At 59.9% G+C, this 21,283-nt stretch carries 16 protein-coding genes; 8 read left to right on the top strand and 8 right to left on the bottom strand.

The genetic code is table 11. The features are described 5' to 3' along the window. The first annotated feature begins 1,228 nt into the window (after positions 1-1,228). Together rdfA and ACJ70B_RS20945 are read left to right on the top strand one after the other, a co-directional pair. Complete coding sequence (gene rdfA / locus ACJ70B_RS20940; protein ID WP_408960366.1) at positions 1,229-1,876, top strand: rod-determining factor RdfA; 648 nt, start codon at positions 1,229-1,231, stop codon at positions 1,874-1,876. A 94-nt stretch (positions 1,877-1,970) separates the two neighbouring features. Further along, a complete protein-coding gene (locus ACJ70B_RS20945) occupies positions 1,971-3,929 on the top strand; it encodes an archaea-specific SMC-related protein (RefSeq protein ID WP_408960367.1) in 1,959 nt (652 codons plus the stop codon). Positions 3,930-4,465: 536 nt separating this feature from the next. Here ACJ70B_RS20945 and ACJ70B_RS20950 read toward each other — a convergent pair. Beyond that, positions 4,466-5,821: an MmgE/PrpD family protein gene (locus tag ACJ70B_RS20950; RefSeq protein ID WP_408960368.1), complete on the bottom strand. Its 1,356-nt coding sequence runs from the start codon at positions 5,819-5,821 to the stop codon at positions 4,466-4,468. A 153-nt stretch (positions 5,822-5,974) separates the two neighbouring features. Further along, a complete protein-coding gene (locus ACJ70B_RS20955) occupies positions 5,975-6,742 on the bottom strand; it encodes an IclR family transcriptional regulator (RefSeq protein WP_408960369.1) in 768 nt (255 codons plus the stop codon). A 273-nt stretch (positions 6,743-7,015) separates the two neighbouring features. Here ACJ70B_RS20955 and ACJ70B_RS20960 point away from each other — a divergent pair, with 273 nt between their 5' ends. Next, positions 7,016-8,221 carry an acyl-CoA dehydrogenase family protein gene (locus tag ACJ70B_RS20960; RefSeq protein WP_408960370.1) on the top strand — a complete coding sequence of 402 codons (1,206 nt, stop codon included), beginning with the start codon at positions 7,016-7,018 and terminating at the stop codon, positions 8,219-8,221. A 45-nt stretch (positions 8,222-8,266) separates the two neighbouring features. Next, a complete protein-coding gene (locus ACJ70B_RS20965) occupies positions 8,267-8,875 on the top strand; it encodes a MaoC family dehydratase (protein ID WP_408960371.1) in 609 nt (202 codons plus the stop codon). Positions 8,876-8,897: 22 nt separating this feature from the next. Here ACJ70B_RS20965 and ACJ70B_RS20970 read toward each other — a convergent pair whose 3' ends face one another. Continuing rightward, positions 8,898-10,094 carry a 3-hydroxyacyl-CoA dehydrogenase NAD-binding domain-containing protein gene (locus ACJ70B_RS20970; RefSeq protein WP_408960372.1) on the bottom strand — a complete coding sequence of 399 codons (1,197 nt, stop codon included), beginning with the start codon at positions 10,092-10,094 and terminating at the stop codon, positions 8,898-8,900. Positions 10,095-10,278: 184 nt separating this feature from the next. Between ACJ70B_RS20970 and ACJ70B_RS20975 the strand changes: the two genes are divergently transcribed. Both ACJ70B_RS20975 and ACJ70B_RS20980 read left to right on the top strand, forming a co-directional pair. Further along, positions 10,279-11,070, top strand: coding sequence for an enoyl-CoA hydratase/isomerase family protein (locus ACJ70B_RS20975; RefSeq protein ID WP_408960373.1), 792 nt, complete (start codon positions 10,279-10,281; stop codon positions 11,068-11,070). A 221-nt stretch (positions 11,071-11,291) separates the two neighbouring features. Further along, entirely contained in the window at positions 11,292-12,470 is a 1,179-nt protein-coding gene (locus ACJ70B_RS20980) for a CaiB/BaiF CoA transferase family protein (protein ID WP_408960374.1), read from the top strand. Positions 12,471-13,817: 1,347 nt separating this feature from the next. On the opposite strand, the gene ACJ70B_RS20985 is transcribed toward ACJ70B_RS20980, so the two are convergent. From ACJ70B_RS20985 to ACJ70B_RS21000, 4 genes are all read right to left on the bottom strand, one after another. Continuing rightward, positions 13,818-14,387 carry a hypothetical protein gene (locus tag ACJ70B_RS20985; RefSeq protein ID WP_408960375.1) on the bottom strand — a complete coding sequence of 190 codons (570 nt, stop codon included), beginning with the start codon at positions 14,385-14,387 and terminating at the stop codon, positions 13,818-13,820. A gap of 368 nt (positions 14,388-14,755) precedes the next feature. Continuing rightward, complete coding sequence (locus tag ACJ70B_RS20990) at positions 14,756-15,589, bottom strand: polyprenyl synthetase (RefSeq protein WP_408960376.1); 834 nt, start codon at positions 15,587-15,589, stop codon at positions 14,756-14,758. A gap of 5 nt (positions 15,590-15,594) precedes the next feature. Continuing rightward, positions 15,595-17,064: an MATE family efflux transporter gene (locus tag ACJ70B_RS20995; protein ID WP_408960377.1), complete on the bottom strand. Its 1,470-nt coding sequence runs from the start codon at positions 17,062-17,064 to the stop codon at positions 15,595-15,597. Further along, positions 17,064-17,660, bottom strand: coding sequence for a TetR/AcrR family transcriptional regulator (locus ACJ70B_RS21000; protein ID WP_408960378.1), 597 nt, complete (start codon positions 17,658-17,660; stop codon positions 17,064-17,066). Before ACJ70B_RS21000 ends, ACJ70B_RS20995 begins: the two co-directional genes overlap by 1 nt. Before the next feature lie 179 nt (positions 17,661-17,839). On the opposite strand from ACJ70B_RS21000, the gene ACJ70B_RS21005 reads away from it, so the two are divergent. Next, positions 17,840-18,430: a TetR/AcrR family transcriptional regulator gene (locus ACJ70B_RS21005; RefSeq protein ID WP_408960379.1), complete on the top strand. Its 591-nt coding sequence runs from the start codon at positions 17,840-17,842 to the stop codon at positions 18,428-18,430. Positions 18,431-18,952: 522 nt separating this feature from the next. On the opposite strand, the gene ACJ70B_RS21010 is transcribed toward ACJ70B_RS21005, so the two are convergent. Beyond that, a complete protein-coding gene (locus ACJ70B_RS21010) occupies positions 18,953-20,242 on the bottom strand; it encodes an MFS transporter (RefSeq protein ID WP_408960380.1) in 1,290 nt (429 codons plus the stop codon). Between the two features lie 576 nt (positions 20,243-20,818). Between ACJ70B_RS21010 and ACJ70B_RS21015 the strand changes: the two genes are divergently transcribed. Further along, complete coding sequence (locus ACJ70B_RS21015) at positions 20,819-21,283, top strand: calcium-binding protein (protein WP_408960381.1); 465 nt, start codon at positions 20,819-20,821, stop codon at positions 21,281-21,283.

A 21,283-nucleotide genomic window follows, 5' to 3' on the forward strand; every position in this document is an offset into this window, starting at 1 on the left:
GACGCTCTGGACCACGATCGTCCCTGGGTCGACCGAAGGCAGGCCGCGAGCGTGGTTCGAACGTTCGATAGCGCTCGCGCGGGGAAATCGAGCTGAGAACTCTGCTTTCGGCCGTGATAGCAATACGGCACCCCGCTTGCCACCGACGAGGTTGATTCGCAAACAGTGACTCGTCCGGAAGTGTGTGATACTGCATGACAATATAGGAAAACGTGATAGAAGTTGTTAGGACGAGCCATTCAAAAAGTGAACTAACAGACTATTCCATCATCACATTGACTTCCAAATAGACGAGATCCCGTATCACACTCGAGATCGTCCGTAGCGAGGCTAGGTCAACGTCGATGGAGCAACCCCCGAAATGCCGGCATTGATCGCTGCTGCAGTGCTATACATCGTACTTCCATCGCTATTTGCGATAGACTGTCGGGCGAGGCCATTGGCGTTCGTATGCGAGAGGTAACGAACGAACGCCACTGCTGAAACGGGATCAGAGGCGTCGAAGATGCATATTGCGTTCTAAAATCCGGTTTCCTTGTCCCCACGGCTCGAGTCGGTCGGATCTCATGGCTACTTCTAAATCCACCGGTTGTCCGGTTCGGTCGGCCAAGCAAGGCGGTGGCCTATCCGAATCCGTTCGTGGTATAAACTCTATTAAAAAGTGATGAGAAGGTTGCGATATCGATACTAAACTCAGTGGGTGTTTCTTAACCGGCCTGACCGATGGATAATGCATCGCCCGTATCATGCAGGCAGACACCCAACGAGCCCGAGCGCGGACAGCGAATACCGCGAGGAGCGCGAGTGAGGCGTACGATTCGGTAACTGAATACGTTCGCTCGACTCGTCGCTCTCTCACCACCAGCGAAATTGTTACACGCATACATCTGTAAACACCGCTCGGCGTCCGGCAGTTCTCAACGATTTCTCTCGTGATCGTTCTACAGTACACTGATAAGCGACGGAGGTCCGTCCGTGGTGGATATGCAAAGACGAGCCACCGGTGATATCCACAGTTCGACAATCGTATGCTGGCTGAGAACAGTGCGATGTATATTGAGAGTTTATTACGTATATTTGGAGAAGAGCATGTTTGAAAGGGATATACGAGCCGAAGTGTGGATATTACTATCAATCAATACATCCACATAGAATAGGATATGATCTAGAGCTGTCTGGAACCCCTCTGATGGAAACACCTTTAACTCACCCCTTGCTAGAGGGCGTAATGGCTGATCGTACCGCTTCTGCGGACACCGAAACACCGTGTGGGTGTAAGATCGGGCGCGTTACTGAGGGATACGGACTGGTAGACCTCGACGACGACCTCGTTGCGTACTGGACCGGCGACGGTGACGAACAGCGGAGTACGCGCGAACTCGCTACGTACGTGAATCAGCGAATTCTGGAAGAAGCGCTGACGAACGCGGACATTCCACCGAAGGAGGGAGAGATCGAAAACACGTACCGACTCCTCACTGACGACGACGTTAGTAGCGGGACGCGAGTACAGACGCGGAACGAACTTCAACGCGATGGCGTCCCAGTCGAACAAGTCGAGTCGGACTTCGTCTCCCACCAGACGGTCTATAACCATCTAACCGGCTGTCTCGAGGCGTCCGTCGAGACGCCGAGCGACGAGGAACGACTCGAGCGGAGCGAAGAGAAACTCGGTGCGCTCCAGAATCGAACCGCAGCGGTCACGACGGACACTGTCGACCGACTCGAGCGCAAGGATATCCTCGACATCGGGGAGTTCACCGTGAACGTCTCCGTCACGGTGACCTGTGAGGACTGTTTCCGGGAGTACACCGTCAGAGATCTCCTCGAGAACCGGTCCTGTGACTGCCAGAAAGAGAACGTTGGTGGGGAGTAACTGTCGGTTCTAGTAATCGAGTAGGTGCGGAAACGGGATGCAGTCTTTAAATGAGATGAGAACGCCTATGTAAGAGGAGCGACTACGGATATCCATGGAAAGCGGATTAGAGTCAAGTAGCCAAGAGGTTCCGCGGGAAGCGACGCTTTCTGCGACCAATATCGGCGGCATCGATGACGCTGAGGTCACCTTCCACGAAGGGGTGACGGTGCTCTCCGGACGAAACGCGACCAACCGGACATCGCTGCTGCAGGCAATCATGGCCGCGCTCGGAAGCGATCAGGTCAGCCTCAAGGCGGACGCAAACGAAGGGCGTGCAACGCTCGAGTTCGGCGACGAGACCTACCGCCGGACGCTCGAGCGCCGAAACGGGACGATCGCCACCGACGGCGAACCCTACCTCGAGGACCCGGAACTCGCGGATCTGTTCGCCTTCTTGCTCGAGTCCAACGAGGCGCGCCAGGCCGTCGCTCGCGGCGACGACCTCCGCGAACTGATCATGCAGCCGGTCGACACCAGCGCGATCAAGGCCGAGATCGAGCAGTACGAACAACGGAAGCGACAGATCGACGAGCAACTCGACGAACTGGAAGAGCTCGAACAACGGCTCCCCGATCTCGAAGCAAAGCGGACACGAGTCACCGACGAGATCGAGACGCTCCGAGACGAACTACAGACGGCGCAGGCAGATCTCGAGGAGACGAACGTCGACGTCGAGGAGCGCCGAGAGGAACAGTCCGAACTCGAAACGAAACTCGAGGAACTCCGCGAGACGCGCTCCGAACTCGAGCGCGTTCGCGACCGCATCGAGACCGAACGCGAGAGCATCGAGGCGCTAAAGGAAGAGCGAAGCGACATCCGGGAGCGCCTCGAGTCGCTCTCGACGGGCGACGAAACCGATGTCGCTCGGATCGAAGACGAGATCGAAACGCTGCAAGACGAGAAGGCGGAGCTTTCCGAGGAGATCTCGCAACTCCAGAGTACGATCCAGTTCAACCAGCAACTCCTCGACGAACAGGAGTCGATGCTGCCGGCCGAAGAGCGAAACGAGGAGGGGCCGATAACGGACCAGCTTTTGGAAGACTCCGAGACGGTCACCTGCTGGACGTGTGGCTCGTCGGTCGCACGCGAACAGATCGAAACGACCATCGAGCAACTCCGGAGCACTCGACAGGAGAAACTCGAGGAGCGATCCGAGCTCAACGGCGAGTTGAGCGACCGGCGAGAGACGGTCTCGACGATCAACGAGAACCAAACCGAGTATCGCCAGACGCAGCAACGCCTCACGTCGACCGAAGACGAGATCGAGCGCCGGAGTGACCGCGTCGAGGAGCTCACCGACGACCGCGAGGAACTCACCGACGAGATCGACGACCTCGAGGCCGACGTCGAGAGCCTCGAGACCGAGGATTACAGCGATGTCCTCGAGCAGCATAAAGAGGTCAACCAGCTCGAGTTCAAACTCGAGCGCAAAGAGCAAAAGCGAGAGGAACTCGAAGAAGAGATCGACACGATCGAGAGTCGGCTCACCGAGCGGGAAGACCTCAACGCTCGTCGCGAAGACGCCACCGATCAACTGACGGATCTACGCACGCGAATCGATCAGATCGAAGCGGACGCGGTTGAAGCGTTCAACGAGCACATGGAGAACCTCCGCGAAACGCTCGGCTACGACAATCTCGATCGGATCTGGATCGATCGGACGGAACGCGAGGTCCGCGAGGGACGCCGAAAAGTATCGAAATCGTCGTTCGACCTTAAGATCGTGCGCAGCACCGATGACGGCGCGGCCTACGAGGACACGATCGATCACCTAAGTGAAAGCGAACGTGAAGTGACGGGCCTCGTGTTCGCGCTCGCGGGCTATCTCGTCCACGACGTCTACGAGACGGTCCCGTTCATGGTACTCGACTCGCTCGAGGCGATCGACTCCGAGCGGATCGCGGCGGTCGTGGAGTATTTCCACTCGTACGTGCCGTATCTCGTCGTGGCGCTGCTCGACGAGGACGCGCAAGCTATCGAGGGGGACCACGCCGTTATCACGGAGATATAGGCGGCAACGACGGGACAGGGGGAGCAACTACATGCCCTCGTTCGGTCCGCTCTAACGGAAGCATAAGCGGGAAACGGAAATCGGTTCAGGTGCATCTCCGACGGCAACCCTGTACGGAAGCGGACGGTCGACGCGGACTTGCCGACGGCTTCGAACTGTCTGGCGTCTATCTCCGTCACTGTCGATGTATAAACACATTCTCAGAATGCTATTTCGTTACACTTGGACAACTACACAAGAACAACGGTTATGACAGAGACGGTCGTTGTTCGGGCGACGTAGCGTTCGGAGCGGTGCGATACGCCATCAAACCCGCATAAAAGCCCTCGATCGTGGCGTTTGTGTCTCGCGTCGCGACCAGTCTCCGCTTACGTATCGTTTGTAGCAACTAGCACGGTATCTCCCGACTGAGCGAGAGACAGTCGCATCGTCGTTCGAAGCGGTGATTCGCCGTCAAAGGTCGCCGAGACGATCCTGGGGCGCGATCCCTCACCGACCGACGTACGATCGAGCCCGACGAGAGGAAGCAACACCGATCAGAAGTGCGCGAGCAGTTCGGTCGTGTCCTCGACGGTGCGAAGGTCGGAGAGCATCTCGAGGGTCGCTTCGGTCGTATCAGAGTCCAGTACGCGGTCGGCGCACATGCGGTACTTTTCGTGGAGTTCATCGACGGTGAGCGGGTCGGCGTGTGTTCCCGGGGGACGATCTCGAACGCGTTCGTATTCCGTACCTGACGACGTGGTGAGAGTGATCTGTGCGGCGTTCGAATCGTAGTCGACGGTCGGATCCGTCTCGAAGGAGACGCGCTCTCGGACGCGCTGTACGTCGGGGTCGTCGATTCGGTCGTCGTCGAACGCAGCCAAGCCGACCCGACCGTGGACGAGCGCGCGGGCGACGACGTATTCCATCGAGAACTTGGCCTCGAGCCCTGTCGAGGGGTCCGTGTGGTGGAGTGCGTCGGCCGCGCCTTGCGATGCCGTCACGTGTACCGTTTCGATCTCCGTCGGGTCGACATCTCGCTCCGCCGCGAGTTCGGCCGCACCGTAGATCGCGGCGTGCGTGTAGTAACAGCACGGGTATTTCTTGACGTCGATGCCGTCCTCGACCAGCGCCCAGTCGGAACCGAGGTCGGGAAGGCGGTCGACGGCCGGCTCGGTACTACTATAGAGGTCGTGGAACCCGCGGTCGCCGCTGATGGCGGCGTCATCGGCGGTGACACCCTCCGCGGCGAGCAGCGCTGCGGTCGTCCCCGATCGCGCGGCCTGACCGACGTGAATCGGCTTCGTCATCGAGCCGAAGTTGCGTTTGAGTCCTGCGGGCATCGAAGCGGCGACGTTCAACGCGTGAGCGACTTCCGCGTCGGAGAGCTCGAGTAACCGTGCGACGGCCGCGGCAGCCCCGAAGGTCCCGACGGTCGACGTCGCGTGCCAGCCGTCTTCGTAATGTGTGGGGCTAATCGGCCGTGAAACGTATCGTTGCGTCTCGAACCCGGCGACGTACGCGGTAATGAGATCTCGACCGGTCACCGAGCGTCGCTCTCCGACGGCCAACAGCGGTGCGACCATCGGAACGCTCGGGTGGCCGTCCATCGCTGCTAGCGCGACATCGTCGAAATCTAGACAGTGGCCGGCCGTCGCGTTCACGAATACCGCGTCAGAGAGCGGTCGTGATCCGTCACTGCCCAGCACGGTCGTGTCACCGTCGTCGAACCCGACCGCTGAGGCGGCTCGCGCCGCGGTATCGGTACCGGTGCCGGCGAGCGTAACACCGACCGTATCGAGAGCCGCCCGCTCGACGAGACGGACGGCGTCATCGGGAATATCCTCGAAGGACAGGGCGGAAACGAACGCCGCAACGTCCGAACACTGCATAGTAGCGGATTCCGTCGCCATGGTCACATAGGAGCGAGACGGCCACATATACCTTCCCCTCTGGGCGTGAGAGGTTCACACACTGGCGATCGAGGTGGACACGATCCATCGATCGAACGCGCGGACGAAGAACGACGGAACGAATCGTCTACAGCCGGAACAGGCCGGGTCGAGTTACGAGTACTGAATGTTGAGCTCGAGTTCGTTCGCGGTGCCGAGGAGGAGCTTCGGGAGCGTCTCGTCGAACAGAGTTCCCCGGAACCGATGCGTCGGTCCGGAGACGCTCAACGCGCCGAGCGGCTCGCCGGTTTCGTATCGAACGGGGACGCCGATCGCTCGCAGTCCGTTCGTGTTCTCTTGGTCGTTGATGCTGTAGCCTCGATCGCGGACCTCCTCTAGCTCCGTCCAGAGGTGTTCCTCGTCGGTGATCGTGTGCTCGGTCAACGACGGTAATCCCCGTCGGTCGATGATCTCCTCGATGCGCTCGTCCGAAAGGCTGGCGAGGATCGCTTTCCCCGCCGCGGTCGCGTGGATCGGGATCCGCTTCCCGATTTCCGAGTCCGTGTGAACGGCCCGGTCCCCGGTTGCTCTGAAGATGTAGACTCCCTCACCGTGCTCCTCTACAATGAACTGTGACCGCTCTTCGGTCTCGGCGGCTAAGTCCGCTACGTTCTCTTCCGCCAACTGATACGCGTCGGATCGCGTCCGCGTCTGTTCACCGATCTCGAGAAATCGCAATCCCGTCCGATACACGTTGTCCTCCTTCGTCACGTACTCGAGCGCCGTCAGGGTCGATAAATGCCGGTGAGCGGTGCTCTTGGCGAGATCGAGCTCTCGAGCGAGGTCGGACAACCGCATGCCGTCTCGTTCCGTGAGCAACTCGACGATGCGAAAGGCGGTTTCGGTCGTTTTCACCCGCTCGCGATCGTGGGACTCGGTCATGCGAACCGCTATCGCAGTTACCGCATTAAGCGTTCCGGATAGCAGAACGGGTCGCGGCCCCACCGCCCTCGTCTGGTATCCTCCGTTGGCGGCGAAGGTAGCTACGAACTTCGGAAACTCGCTTGCAGCCGGCTCGAGCCGTGCGTTCCGAATGGTCGAACGACGCATCCGCTCCGCTTTCAGGAGAGTGACGGTTGCTTACGAACGCTGCGAGCCCGCCCCGGCCGTCTGCGCTTTCACATGATTTATGGTCTCGCTCGGTCGTGAATTGGTATGGTTCACTCGTGGCGGGATAGCATACCGCTATCCGACGAACAGACGCTCGTCCGGGACAGCATCCGGGAGATCTGTCAGGAGTTCGATGCGGAGTACTGGCGGAAACGAGACGACGCCGAGGACTATCCGCATGAATTCGTCGAGACGCTCAGCGATCACGGCTGGCTGGGAATCCTGATTCCAGAAGAGTACGGCGGTGCCGGCATGACCACGTCGGAAGTTGCCGTCATGATGGAAGAGATCGCCGCGAACGGTGGCGGATTCAGCGCTGCGCAGGCGGTTCACGGCGGGATCTACAACAGCACGCCGCTCGTCACGTACGCCGACGAAGACCTCAAATCGGAGCTGTTGCCCAAAGTCGCCGATGGCGAGGTCGCCATCCAGTCGTTCGGCCTCACGGAGCCAAACGCAGGCTCCGATTCGACGTCGATCGAGACCAGCGCCGAACGGGACGGCGATGAGTACGTCATCAACGGACAGAAGATCTGGATTTCGCGAGTCGACGCGACGGATTACCTCGTCTTGATGGCCCGGACGACGCCGCGCGAGAACGTCGACAAACGAACGGCGGGTATCTCGATGTTCCTCGTCGACATCGACGACGCGTACGATCAGGGCGCACTCGAGATCCAGCAGATTCCGAAGACGGCCAGCGGTTTCGTCCACTCCTACGAGATGTGGTTCTCGGACCTCCGACTGCCCGCAGACCGGCTCATTGGCGAAGAAGGGCGCGGGTTCTATCAGGTCTTGGACGGCCTCAACGAGGAGCGACTGGCCATCGCAGCGGAGTGTGTCGGGCTCGCCGAGGCCGCGCTCGAGCGCGGCATCGAGTACGCAAACGAGCGGGAAGTCTTCGGCAGTGCGATCGGGTCGAACCAGAGCATCCAGCACCCACTCGCGGAGGCCTACACCGAGACGCTGGCGGCGAAACACCTCTTGTACGGTGCTGCTGAGACGATCGAGACCGCCAGCCAGAAGGAGACCGGCGCGATGGCGAACGCCGCGAAGTACCGGGCGGCGGAGGCGGCCTTCGCCGCGGCGGACGCCGCGGTCCAGACCCATGGCGGGTTTGGCGTCGCTCGCGAATACGACGTCGAACGGTACTTCCGCGAGGCCCGGCTCACGCGGATCGTCCCGATCACACAACAGCTCGTCCTCAATTACATCAGCGAGAACGTACTCGGGCTGCCCCGCTCGTACTAAAACGATTCCCAACCGTCCTAAAACGACCCCCAACGATTCACACCGATGACGAACGACACTGACGACACCACCGAATCGGACGCAGCGGCGGACAAACGACTGGTAGCGGGCTGGCACGGCCGCTACTACGAGGACTTCGAAGTCGGCGACATCTACAAGCACCCCTTCGGCCGCACGATCACCGAGACGGACAACGTCTGGCTGACCAACGTGACGATGAACCTCAACCCGATGCACTTCAACGAGGCCTACGCCGAGCAGACGGAGTTCGGCGAGCGCCTCGTCAACGGGCTCGTCGTCATTTCGACGGCCGTCGGAATGAGCGTCGTCGATGTCTCGGTCAACGCCACCGCGAACCTCGGGTACGACGATATTCGCCACCACAACCCTGTCTTCCACGGCGACACCATCTTCGCCGAGAGCGAGGTCCTCTCGAAGCGCGAACTCGAGTCCCGCGATCACGTCGGGATCGTCGAGACGGAACTGCGGGCGTACAACCAACACGACGACCTCGTGTTGAGCTTGGAGCGCACGCCGATGGTAGTAAAACGCGAGTACGCTGAACCCTCCGCGGCGAAGCCGCCGGGGTGGCCCGAGGGAATGGGTACGCAACCGGCGGAAACGTCCGACGGAGACGCTGACTCGGGCGATTAACGCCGCTGCCGAGCGAGAGCGCTCAGTAGAACGTCTCGTCGTTCTTCGCCTTCTCGACAAGGAGATCGCAGGGAAGCGTCTCGGCGAGCTTGTTCGTGTCCTCGTGGCGGCTGGCGACCTCGGTCAGCTTCTCGAGGACGACGTCAGCGCCGACCTCGTCTGCTTTCTCAAGGGGGCCGACCGGCCAATTGCCGCCGAGGCGCGCGCCGGTGTCGATGTCCTCGGCGCTGGCAACATCGTTCTCGACCATCTTGGCGGCCTCGTTGACGATCGGTGCCCAGACGAGTAGGGGGTCAAAGCCCTGCCCCGCGTCGACCGGGATCTGTGGCTCGTCACGTTCGTCGTAGTCGTAGTAGCCAGCATCGGCCTTCCGGCCGTACCGCCCCTTGTCGTAGAGCTGGTGGACGAGCGGACAGACCGTCGTGTCGTAGGACATGGGCCGGTCGTCCTCGAGGTGGTCCTGCTCGCCTTCGACGCGAAGTTGGATACCGCCCGTGAAGTCGGCGAGTTCGAACGGTCCCATCGGGAAGCCTTCCGCGTACGTCATCGCGGAGTCGATCTCTTCGATGGTGTGTTCGCCCCGGTAGACCATCCACGCCGGCCCCTCACCGTAGGGTCGCATCAGCCGGTTGACGATGAACGAGGGGATATCGATCTTGCACCGAATCGGCGTTTTGTCGAACGATTCGATCAGTGCCTCGGCGGTGTCGGCCACGGCGTCGGGCGTGTGTTCGGTCATGATCACCTCGACCAGGTCCATCAGCATCGGCGGGTTGAACCAGTGCGTGCCGACGACCCGTTCGGGGCGATCCGTCGTCTCCGCGAGTCGAGTGATGTTGAGCCCGGACGTGTTCGTCGCGAGGAGTGCGTCCTCGGGAGCCGCTGCGTCGAGATCCTCGAAGATGTCCTCCTTGACCGCCTGCTGTTCGACCGCCGCCTCGGTGACGAAGTCCGCGTCACCGACCGCTTCCTCGAGCTCGGTAGTAAAGGAGAGGCGCTCGAGCGCATCGTCGGCCTCCGATTCGGTCGCGGCCCCGTTTTCGACGGACTTCTCGTACGACCATTCGATGCGCTCTTTTGCCGCCTCGAGTTGCGATTCGTCGATATCGTTGACGACCGTCTCGTAGCCCGCTAACGCGGCGACGGCGGCGATGCCACGCCCCATCTGTCCGCTCCCGATCACCGCGACGGTCTCGATGTCGTCGATAGCTACGACCATAGGGACACCGTCTCAAACGTCGCTGAAAAGTGTACCGTTCGAACGGAATCGTGTGACGGAACCCGCGCCGACCGAGCGGCTACCGCGAGGTCGGTAGCGGGATCCCCAGACAAAGCCGGTACGGGTTTTCGACCGCCCAAATTGAACGTAACTGATAAGTTCCTTGGTGGAGAGACGTGAGATGATGGACGACTACACTAACCTCGACGTTCGGCACGACGACGGAACCGCCTGGATAGCGATCGAGAGCGAGAGTTCGATGAACTCGCTCAACGACACGCTAGTGACGGAACTTACGCACCTCGCAACCGACTGTGCCGAGGACGACGACGTGCGCTGTATCGTCCTACAGGGATCTGACGGCGTGTTCTCAGCCGGCGGTAACGTCACCGACTTCGACGAAGAGAACGAAGCCGCTGCGGCGGACATTCGCCGTGGCGCGTCGGCCCTCCACGACGTCATCGTACAATTGAAACGGGGAGAGACACCGCTCGTAACAGGGATCAACGGCCCTGCCGTCGGTGCCGGCTTCAGCCTCGCGCTGCTGGGGGACATCTCTGTCATGCACGAGGACGCGTACCTCCAGTATGGATATCCCGGCATCGGACTGCCCGGCGACGGCTCCTCGACGTTTTATTTGCCGCGGATCGTCGGGCTACAAGAGGCAAAGCGCATCGCCCTCCTCAACGAGCAACTCCCACCGGCAGAGGCGGACGAACTCGGCCTCGTGACGGAGGTCGCAGACGCTGACGAGTTCGACGATCGGCTCGCCGAGATCGCCGACCGAATCGCGGACGGGCCGACGAAGGCGCTCGGTCGCATCGCGCGCCTGTTCGACGAAACGTACGCCCGACAGTTACCGGCTCAGCTGGCCGCCGAGACCGAGGCGATGGCAGCCACTGCGAGGACCGACGACTATCTCGAGGGCGTCTCTGCCTTCAAAAACGAGCGAGAGCCCGAGTTCACGGGGCGCTAGCACACCGGCTCGGGTACGCTCGAGAGACTCGAGGATGTCAGCCCGTGCCCCGACATCGGATCGACTGGCGGGCTATGGCGATAGCGGCCGCGGGGGCCGAGACGTGATATCGTCCGATAAGAATATGTACGCCGGTGAGAAAGCGGAGCTATGTTCGACCGCAGGAACGCGCTCACACGGACCGTCCCGACGGACGAGTGGCCGCCGGCACTCGATTACCGATGCTCGCGCTAGACGATATCACCGTTGTCAGCCTCGAGAGCGGTGTCAGCGCTCCCCTCTGTACCCGAATGCTGGGCGATTTCGGTGCAGAAGTGATCAAGGTCGAACGTCCCGGCGTCGGCGACGTCAACCGGCACTGGGACTCGGCCGTCTACGGGGACTCGTCGGCCCACGTCTGGGTCGATCGAAACAAACTGAGTATCGAGCTCGATCTCAAGTCCGATGAGGGCTCGGAAATTTTCTCCGAACTCGCCACCGAGGCGGACGTAGTCGTCCAGAACTATGCCCCGGGTGTCGTCGAACGGCTGGGCGTCGATTACGAGACCGTCTCGGAGTACAACGAGGACGTGATTTATCTGAATATTTCCGGATACGGGCGGACCGGGCCGTACAGCGACAGAAAGGCGTACGACCTCGTCATGCAGGGCGAGACCGGCTCGATCCTGATGAACGGCTCACCCGACGAGCCGGCGAAGATCCCGATCAGCATCTGCGACATCAACGCTGCGACCTACGGGACGATCGCCACGCTGCTCTCGCTGTTCCACCGCGAGCGGACCGGAAACGGTGACGAGATCGACGTGACGATGTTCGGTGGGATGCTCTCATGGCTGGGCTATTTCCCCCACAAGTACTGGCACAACGACGAACTCCCCGAACGGATCGGAATGCGACATCACCTGATCACGCCGTACGGCCCGTACGCGACGGCCGACGACCAGTACGTCAATTTCGCCATCCTCAGCGAGACCCACTGGAAGGAGTTCTGCGTCGATATCATCGACCGCCCTGCCCTCCTCACGGACGAGCGTTTCGAGACGAACGAAAGCAGGATCGCCAATCGAGCCACACTCGAGTCCGACATCGAATCGATTATCGAAAGCGAACCCCGCGATCACTGGGCCGACCTGCTCTCCGAAAGCGCCATCCCGTGGGGCGACGTCAACCAGCTCGACGAGGTGCTAGACCACCCCCAGACGGAACACCTCGATCTCGTACAGGAACTCGAAACCGAAGACGGTCCCATCCCGTACGTCGACAACCCGATCTCGTTCGCCGACCTCGAGACGACCGCCGATCGAATGCCGGAGCTCGGCGAACATACCGACGACGTCCTCGCAGCGATCGGCTACAGCGCCGACGAAATCGACGACCTGCACTCGAAGGACGTCGTATAGGGTGCCCGCGCTAGTAACTGGAACGACATCGCGCTCGCCGGGCCGCCGATATGACCCGTGAACGCGACGCCGTCTTCTCGTAGGGCACACAACCGCCACGCATAGCGCGTCTCGACTCGCGATCCCCGTCGGGCGAGCGGAGAGGTACGTGGTCGGAAGTGAGAGCGTACACGGTCGATAACTTCCAGGATTACGTGATGCAGCGCCCTTTGATCTCTCGTCGTCATGAGACGGCAAAGCCGTCTCGGACGGTCCCGAGCCGCTTGGCCGGTCCTGTCCGTAGCTGCCTCCGTCAGTTCGCCTCACTCGAGCCGACTCGCACTGACTCAGGTCACCGCCGTTCTGATATACGGAACACCTCCACTCGAGTGAGAGACGGGAATGCCATCCAGCGACGGCTCTCAAGAGAACCGACTCAAGCCCTCAGCGAACGGGTAGCGACCCATCGTCGCAGTTCGTATCGCGGAGACGGCTCGCGCGAGGGCGGTGGACGCGCGTTTCGCGAATCGAGTCGAGAACCCCCTCCAATCGTTCGTCTTCTGCGAGCGGGTTCTAAAATCCCGCTGGCCACTGTCAGCCGTCCGAACCCGTCCGGGGAACCGCAGCGTTCCGTAATTCGGGAAGCCGATTCTCATCCAATATATTACGATAGTACCAGTGTAAATTTACATGAACGATCCGGTCGTCCGACAGCACCAGTAGCGGAACAGTCAGTATCTATTGTGGAAACCAATACCGCGTGATTCGACGATGAGCCGATTATTCGTGGACCGACAACCCACCCCGTTATCGAATCGGCGGTTATCGAACTCGAACTGGTTGCGTAGCCAAATGAACTCATTCTAAATTTATTCCTTCGAATTCGGTAGACGGACAGATGACCGTATTATCTGCACCACTATATGAAATCGGTATGAAATTATAGTTGAACGGGTCAGCACGTCCGACTGTACGGGATCATCGATTATTCCGATTAGAGAGAGCGAGAACGACGGTATTCTACCGTAGTCTGTTGCCGTCGAATAGGTTGAAAGGAGTTCGTGAATCGTCCTTTCTTCCCTCTAATATTATAAAGTGAAGATAGCACTTGATGTGGTACAACGAGGACTATAAGCGGGTTGTTCTACTATCGTGTTATCGCATGAACTCATGAGGGGTTTATATCTCCCCGTGCGTCCGACGGCGTATCACGGGATATTGGCAGAATCAAGGTCCAACTAACTGCTCAGCACGTCTTCTCCCGTGGGCCAATCGATAGTGACCGACTGTCAGACTAGCTCCGCCCAAATCCACGTCGATGTGCCGACGAACTCACCGCGCGATCGCAGTACCCTCGCTTTAAGATCACTAGATGGCACCGAAATGCTCGACGTACCCGTCATACCGCGCTCGAATAGTCGCCTCGCTGATGCCGGTATGCGATGCGAACTCGGCGACGGTGAGACCGAGATCGTACCGTCTTGCCGCGTACATCCACGCACCGGCGACCAGCCCCAGAAATCGCTTGTTGGCGGCCCAGTCGGCCGTTCGAACGTCTCGGAGCAGCGACTCGACGAGGTCAACCGCGTCGCTGGTCACGTCCGGGAACTGGCATTCGAACAGCCGGCCTCCCGTCGCTTCGAGCAGGTCATCTCGTCGATCGCGAAGCGTCGCGGTCGAGACGTCGAGTTCCGAGGCGATCTCTTCCTGCGAGAGATCGATATCGGAGATCGAACAGGCGACGTAGATGGCCGCCGCAGCGAAGGTATACGGGGAGACGCCACTCGTGATAGTAGCTGTCTCGTCGAACTTGGCGAGGCAGATCGCTCGCTCTTCGGCGGCCTCCGGAAGCTCGAGGGTTCGACACGTCGCTTCGATGATCGTCGTCGCCTCCTCGAGGGGGATCGCGATATCGAGTTCGTTCGAGAGGCGTTGCATCTCGCCGAGGATTTTCGGTTTCTGGATCGACGTACGCTCGGATAGCACGGTGGCGCGTACCGGGTTCTCTCGGAACCGGCAGGCCATGAGCAGACACGCGGCGGCCGTTCGAGTCGCTGATTGGATTGGAATCGTTTGCGTGTCTATTTCCGTAGCGAGTAGTATCGCGTACTGCCGACTCGTATCGTCGATACCGACGTGCGCCTGTATTTCCGTTATCTGCGTTCGTAGCTCCGTGTACGATGTCACGCGGTCACTGGTTTCGATAGCCATTGTTCGTACTCTTTCCTGATTTCACACCGAAATAGAGAGGATATGTACGGTAGTACTTATTTCGGTCATCGATTCGACGCGAACGGCGTTCAGCGTCACGACTGGCCGTTCTCGCGAGATGGATCGTTTCGGTCAGTCTTCGAGTCATCGGGGCCGACGAGCGTTCGAAGCGGTTCCGCGTCCACGCGAGCCGAAAGCGTTTGAAGCGCTTGACGCGCATCGTCCCGTTTCTGTCGGGCGTGCTCACGAAATCGCTGCTCGTTCACGATAGGGGAAACGACCTCGGTCGTTCCGTTCTCAGGATCGAGAAACTGATCGATCTCTCGCGCCGTGCTGAACCCCCGTCCCAACTGCGCCACGGTATCGCGTTGAGCACCGTCCGCGCCGGCCAGCACGGCACCGAGCGCGGCAGCACCCTCACCGATACTTCCCGCAGTCTCGTCGAAAAATGAGCGCGGGGGTGACGTCGCCGCTGGCTCGACCGACAGCGTGGTGAACGCTTCGGTGATCGTCGTGAGCACGCTCGTGACCGTCTCGAAGCACTCCGCGAGGTCGGTGTGAGCGCTCGAGCCGAGACTTCGGTACGCCGCCGAGTACAGATAATCCCCGGCCAACAGCGCTGTCGTCGGATCGCGAGTGAGCGAGTGTGCTCGCTCGTCAGCGAGCTGTACGAGCAACTCGCTTCGGAGGCGGAAATACCCCCGAAGGAGCTCGATCGCGACCGCCGCAGAGAGCGGTGCCTCGACATCGCCGGTGTCGGCCATCGAGTCGCACGTCTCCGTTACGAGCAGGCCATACCACCGATCGTCCGGTTCTTCGATCACTTCTCGAGCGACCGCCAACCCGTCTTCGCCCGTGGCTGGCAACACCGCCTCGAGTCGGGCGTCGATTTGCGTTCGGCGGGTCGCAAGGGATCGGTCGTCTCGCATCGTGCTCAGTCACCCCCCGAAGAGGCGTCGACGGTGGTTCGATCGAGGTCGACTTTGCCTTCGGTGAGGTCGCCCTCTCGCCACGTCCCACGTTGATACCACGCGTAGGTGATTACCGCACCGACGACGTTCGAGACCGCAAACGACAGCCAAATGCCGGTTTCACCGAGCGGATCAGCGGCGAACCACGCGATCGGGAAGCGGATGAGGCCGAACATCAGGACGGAAAGCGCCGCCGCGATGAGCGTTTTCCCGGCTCCGCGGAAACTCCCCGTGTAGGCCCGCATGATGCCGATGAACCCGAACGTCAATGCGACGTAGCGGAGGAACTGAGACGTGATTTCGACGACAGCAGGATCCGTCGTGAACAGTCCGGCGATCGGGGCTGCGGTGAACCAGACGAGGACTCCCACGACGGAGAGTATGATAAAGAGCACCGTCGCTGAGAGCTTTGCCGCCCGCTCTGCGCGGTCCGGCTTGTCGGCACCCACGTTCTGGCCGGTCATCGTCTCGACGCCGCGGGCGATCGCGATCGCCGGGAGGAAGACGACCGAGAACACGCGCGTTCCGATTCCGTAGGCGGCGACCACCGTGTCCGGAAACAGCGCGACGATGACCAACAGGAGGTTCATCGACAGCGCTCGTCCCATTCCTTCGACCGACGCGGGCGCGCCGATTCGGACGAGACGGCGGAGGTAGGTACGATCGGGGGCCATATCACGGAGGTGTATCTGTACCCCGCGATTCCCACGGAACATGATCGCCAGTCCGACGACGAGCGCGAGGGCGCGCGAGAAGACGGTCGCGATCGCCGCCCCTTCGATTCCGAGTTCGGGGAACCCGACCGTACCGACGAGCGGCGCATCCTGGACGACCGTCCAGCCGAAGATCAGGAACGGGTCGAGGATGATATTGAACACGACCGATCCGAACATGACGAGCATCGGCGTGATCGTGTCTCCATAGCCCCGCATCAGCGAGACGAATACGGCGAATCCGAACATGAACAACAGCCCGAGCGAGATAACCTCCATGTAACTCGTTGCGAGTGGCAACACGTCCGTGGAGGCACCCATGACACTCAGGAACGTCTCGACGGAGAAGTAGCCGATGACGCCGAGAACGATCGAGACGAGAACGGCGAACGTCACCGTCTGCGACGCGGCGTACTCGGCTTCGCGTTCCTTATTCGCGCCCGTATACTGGGCGACGAGAACGCTGCCGGCAACTGAGATGCCCATGCCGAGCGAAATCAGCAGGAACACCATCGGGAACGCGAAGCTGATCGCCGCCAGCGCGTCCGTATCGTACTGGCCAAGCCAGAACGTATCCGCGAGGTTATAGGCCGTCTGAAAGAGGTTGGTGATGACGATTGGCATCGCCAGAAAGAACAGCGGCTTCCCGATACTGCCACTGGTGAGATCAAACTCGTCGGGTCCTCTGAAGACTGACTTAATACGATGATACACCCCCATCAGTGTACCGCCTCCGTCGTCTCATCCTCAACTAACTGGGCCTCGGCGTGCTGAGCGACCGTTTCGGAGAGCCGTTCTGTCGAGTGATCGACCGTGACTTGCCGAACGTGTGCACCCGTGATCATCGTAGTGAGAAACTCGGCGGCAACGGTCGGATCGACGCGCTCGTTGAACTCGCCCGCATCGACGCCGTCCGCGATCGCTTCTCGAAGGTGTTCGAAGAGGAACTCGTCGAATGTACGTAACTCCTCCTGGATTGCATCGTCGTACGGCGCTTGCGCTGTCACTGCGAGCATCGGCGTTCGAAGCTCCCGTCCAGGGGCACTCTCCTCGGCGGCGAACGTTTCGATGGGCACGAACAGCCGTTCGCGTGGAGTGGCACCACCTGTTGACGTCAGTTGTGTCGTAAACCGATCGTACAGAAAGTCGAGAAACTCGGTGAAGAGGTTCTCCTTGCTGTCGTAGTGGTAGTGGACAAGGGACTCGCTTCTGTCCGTCTCGGTGGCGATATCCTCTATCGTGAGATCCGCGTAGCCGTGCCGGCAGAGCGCCCGGTAAGTCGCTTCTAAAATTTCGGTAGCTGAGTCGTCGTCCATAACTGTCGATACCGTACTTACTGACTGGTTAGTCAAAAACGTTTGGGAAGACGACATTCCGGATTGCGAGCGGTGATACCGACCGACATGCTGCTGAAAGGCTAACCGTCCTATAACAAGGAGACCTGTCAGTTCTGTCGTCAAAACCGTTATCTGACCAAAGGCATACGTGGGGCACAATGGCCGAGCCATCGGAACGCACTTTCTCGGAGCCCAACGAAGAGATTATGCACGCGACCTATCGGGCGCTTCGGGACCACGGCTATGCCGATCTCACGATCAAGCGAATCGCCGATGAGTACGGGAAATCGACCGCTGCGGTTCATTACTACTACGACACGAAAGACGAACTCCTCGCAGCGTTTCTCGATTTTCTCCTCGAGCGGTTCGTCGATTCGATCCACGACGTCGAAACGACCGATCCGGAACAGCGACTGGAACTCCTGCTCGACGAGCTCCTCGTCGTTCCCGAAGACGACCGAGACATACTGATCGCGCTCCTAGAAATGCGGAGTCAAGCGCCACACAAGGAGACGTTCAGCGAGCGCTTTCATCAGAACGACGACTACATCCGGTATATGCTCAAAGCGGCGATCAACCATGGTATCGACGAAGGCGTGTTCGACGACGTCGACGCCGACCACGTGACGCGTGCACTGATGACAATCGTCGACGGGGCTCGCACTCGAGCGGTGGTCCTGGACGACACGAAGGCGCTCACGACGGCGAGACAGACTGCGGCAGAATACGTCGATGCGATGGTGATGTAAACCGGAGAGCCGTCCTCGCGACAATCGCCGGTCAGCCACGGCAATCAGAGACGTGAGCCAACACTCAGTGCCATTTAGTAAGCGTGACCAGCAGGATGGCATAACGTTCCGCCGATCACTGTCAGGAATCGACCGCTTCAGTGGAGGTCGTAACTGGACCGGTTTGAGTGCCGTGTCCAGCATTTATAATAGGTGGAATAGGTACAATAGGTTCAATATGTGAGCCAGTCACCTATTGTATACACGGTGGCCGAACGTCATGTGAACCTCGAAATGGGGAGAAGGTGGATACAAACGGACGTTCGAGGGACAATAGGTACCTATCGCTCTCGTCCAGAGAGATCATATAACGAGATAGCACCGAATTCGTACGGGAGGTCGTCGGAACCGACTACCGGGACGACGCAAATCCGCGATATAGTACACGAGGGGTTGACGATAACCGTCGGCATAGACTGTTCAACCCCTCAAATGAAGAGTGTTCGGAACGACAGCTCTCCGCGAAGGTGTTGCGAGAACGTTCTAATCGCCGCCCGATTCCGCGGTACTCGAGTCCCCCCTGATAGAGCCGTTCGCGAGCAACGAATAGCTAAGTCCCGATGCGAGGAGCGCGAATCCGGCGAGCGTCGCGAACATCGCGAATACACCGATTTCTTCGTAGATCAGCCCGGTGATTGCAGCACCCAATGCTCCGACTCCGAACGTTCCGACGTACGTGAATCCATATGAGAGGCCGCGAGTGTCCGCTGGGGAGTACTGCGCGATTGTCGCTTGATAGAGCGGCTGAATCATAAAGAGGAGAAATCCGAGTGCCGCGCTGACAACTACGAGGGAGATGATACCGGCCCGTGCTGCGGGGATGAACGCGAGAGCGGTGATCGACAGCGATGCCAGGACGACCATGAGTCCCCGTTCGGTCGCTACTCGTTCGGTGAGTTTACCTCCGACGTACTGCCCACCGATGCCGACCATCAGGAGTCCCGTATAGAAGAACCGTGACGGTTGGAACTCCTCCGCCATCGGGGAGTTCGGGGCGAACAGCTGCAGATCGCCGACAACGGGCTCGAGAAACGTGGCGAGTATCTCGGGCAGCATCGTCAGTGTCCCACGGTAGAAGAGCCCATTGAGCATGACGATCATGAAGACGACGCTGAACCCGGTAGCGAACAGCGCTTTCGAACCGGCCCACAGTTCCGACAGCGAGGTCGCCGACGGCTCGTCGCTCGAGTCGGGCTCTCCCTGTCGGTCTTTCGTCCCCGCGGTTTCATCGAAGCGAGCGCGAAACGCGTACAACGCGACGAGCAACGCGGGGATCGACAGGATAGCAGTGACGAGCCGCCAGTCGACGACGAGCAAGAGCAGCGCTGTCACGAGTGGGCCAAGCGCGATGCCGGCGTTCCCCGCCATGCCGTGGTATGCAAACGCCGTACCTCGATCGACGACGCCGGTACTGATCAACGACAGCCCGGCTGGATGGTAGATACTCGCAGCGATCCCCCAACAGACTAACGCGAGGACGAGGACGGGGAGACTCGGCGCGACGCTCAAGACGAGAAACGACACGCCCATTCCAACGAGACAGCAGACGATGAGTAGTCGTGAGCCGTAGATATCCGCGAGGATACCCGTCGGAAGCGCACCCAGACCGAACATCGCGTAGCCGGCAGAGACCACGACGGCGAGGAACCCGATCGAAATCGAGAACTCGCCGGCCCAGAGCAACATGAGAATCGGGATCGAGAGTTCGTACGTGTGTACCATCGCGTGGGACAGCATCGCGAAACTCACGATGGCACGATCGTTAGAATCCATGGCACTGCTTGACGGTTCGGTGCCGCTCGAGTAAAAAGCATCTCTTCGAATTCGATCAGCCGTTTGCGGCGGGTAAGCCACCGATCGTACACCCCATCTGAACGATTCGGAGCAGTTTTCCGTCGCTGGTAATCTCGTAAACGGTAATCGGCAGTGATTCCGTTACGATTTCTCATTCGGAGTGTGTTGCCTGCAACGTACGGACATCGATTCGGCTCTCCGATGGATACTCGACAAGGGCGAACCGTCGGATCTAACGCCGGGTGCTCGTCAGCCGGCAGTGTCCTGTCGTGGCTAACACAAAATTGGCATTGGGCCAATACCTATCAGGAATAATCAAGGAAGAGAAATGTGTAGTTCCGCTTAGTTGTGTGGAGGTCGGACGCTTTCGAGAAAGCGGCCGCCGACTCTACGTCATATTGTATTATCGGTTATCGGCCGACCAATCACGGGAGAACGATCGGTACCTGTTATACTGCTTGTTGACTTCCGTCAAAACGCCCCTGAGAAGGGGACTACCGAAGTGAGGGGAGCATGAGTGAACAAGAGACGATAGGCGACACGAGGCGGTCGTTCATGGCGAAGAGTGCCCTTGCCACCGGTACACTCGCACTCGGAGCGGGCGCATTCGGCACAGCCACGGTCGGTGCCCAGCAAGATCAGGTGGCGGTCTTCGCAGACAGTTACTATCCCAGGGCGGATTTCGACGTCGTCGCACAACTGCAAGCAAGCACAACGGTCGATATCCTGCAAGTGGACGACGAACCGGTCGCGGAGATCGCCCAACCCGACGAGTGGTCCGGACACCTCATCCAGTACGACATCGGCCAAGGTGCAGGGATCACGACGTTCCTGTTCGTCCGCGGCCAGAGCCTCAACAGCGGTGACAGCACGACGATTGGACCGGAGGCATCGGTGCTGAGTTCCGAACTCAACCTCCTCAATACGTCACTGGACGACAGTGGCGAACCGAGAGACAAGCGGACAGCCGAAGGGAACCAGACGGCAAACGAGACAGCCACCGAGAACGGGGGTGGATAA

Origin of the sequence: Natrinema sp. 74 (assembly GCF_046097095.1) — an archaeon.
Classification (GTDB): domain Archaea; phylum Halobacteriota; class Halobacteria; order Halobacteriales; family Natrialbaceae; genus Natrinema.

Coding starts and splice junctions, on each gene's coding strand:
- ACJ70B_RS20995 (WP_408960377.1), bottom strand. CDS start 17,064: ATGGGGGTGTATCATCGTATTAAGTCAGTCTTCAGAGGACCCGACGAG.
- ACJ70B_RS20945 (WP_408960367.1), top strand. CDS start 1,971: ATGGAAAGCGGATTAGAGTCAAGTAGCCAAGAGGTTCCGCGGGAAGCG.
- ACJ70B_RS20960 (WP_408960370.1), top strand. CDS start 7,016: ATGGTTCACTCGTGGCGGGATAGCATACCGCTATCCGACGAACAGACG.
- ACJ70B_RS21010 (WP_408960380.1), bottom strand. CDS start 20,242: ATGGATTCTAACGATCGTGCCATCGTGAGTTTCGCGATGCTGTCCCAC.
- ACJ70B_RS20985 (WP_408960375.1), bottom strand. CDS start 14,387: ATGCAACGCCTCTCGAACGAACTCGATATCGCGATCCCCCTCGAGGAG.
- rdfA (WP_408960366.1), top strand. CDS start 1,229: ATGGCTGATCGTACCGCTTCTGCGGACACCGAAACACCGTGTGGGTGT.
- ACJ70B_RS20950 (WP_408960368.1), bottom strand. CDS start 5,821: ATGGCGACGGAATCCGCTACTATGCAGTGTTCGGACGTTGCGGCGTTC.
- ACJ70B_RS20970 (WP_408960372.1), bottom strand. CDS start 10,094: ATGGTCGTAGCTATCGACGACATCGAGACCGTCGCGGTGATCGGGAGC.
- ACJ70B_RS20980 (WP_408960374.1), top strand. CDS start 11,292: ATGCTCGCGCTAGACGATATCACCGTTGTCAGCCTCGAGAGCGGTGTC.
- ACJ70B_RS20965 (WP_408960371.1), top strand. CDS start 8,267: ATGACGAACGACACTGACGACACCACCGAATCGGACGCAGCGGCGGAC.
- ACJ70B_RS21000 (WP_408960378.1), bottom strand. CDS start 17,660: ATGGACGACGACTCAGCTACCGAAATTTTAGAAGCGACTTACCGGGCG.
- ACJ70B_RS20975 (WP_408960373.1), top strand. CDS start 10,279: ATGGACGACTACACTAACCTCGACGTTCGGCACGACGACGGAACCGCC.
- ACJ70B_RS21005 (WP_408960379.1), top strand. CDS start 17,840: ATGGCCGAGCCATCGGAACGCACTTTCTCGGAGCCCAACGAAGAGATT.
- ACJ70B_RS20955 (WP_408960369.1), bottom strand. CDS start 6,742: ATGACCGAGTCCCACGATCGCGAGCGGGTGAAAACGACCGAAACCGCC.
- ACJ70B_RS21015 (WP_408960381.1), top strand. CDS start 20,819: ATGGCGAAGAGTGCCCTTGCCACCGGTACACTCGCACTCGGAGCGGGC.
- ACJ70B_RS20990 (WP_408960376.1), bottom strand. CDS start 15,589: ATGCGAGACGACCGATCCCTTGCGACCCGCCGAACGCAAATCGACGCC.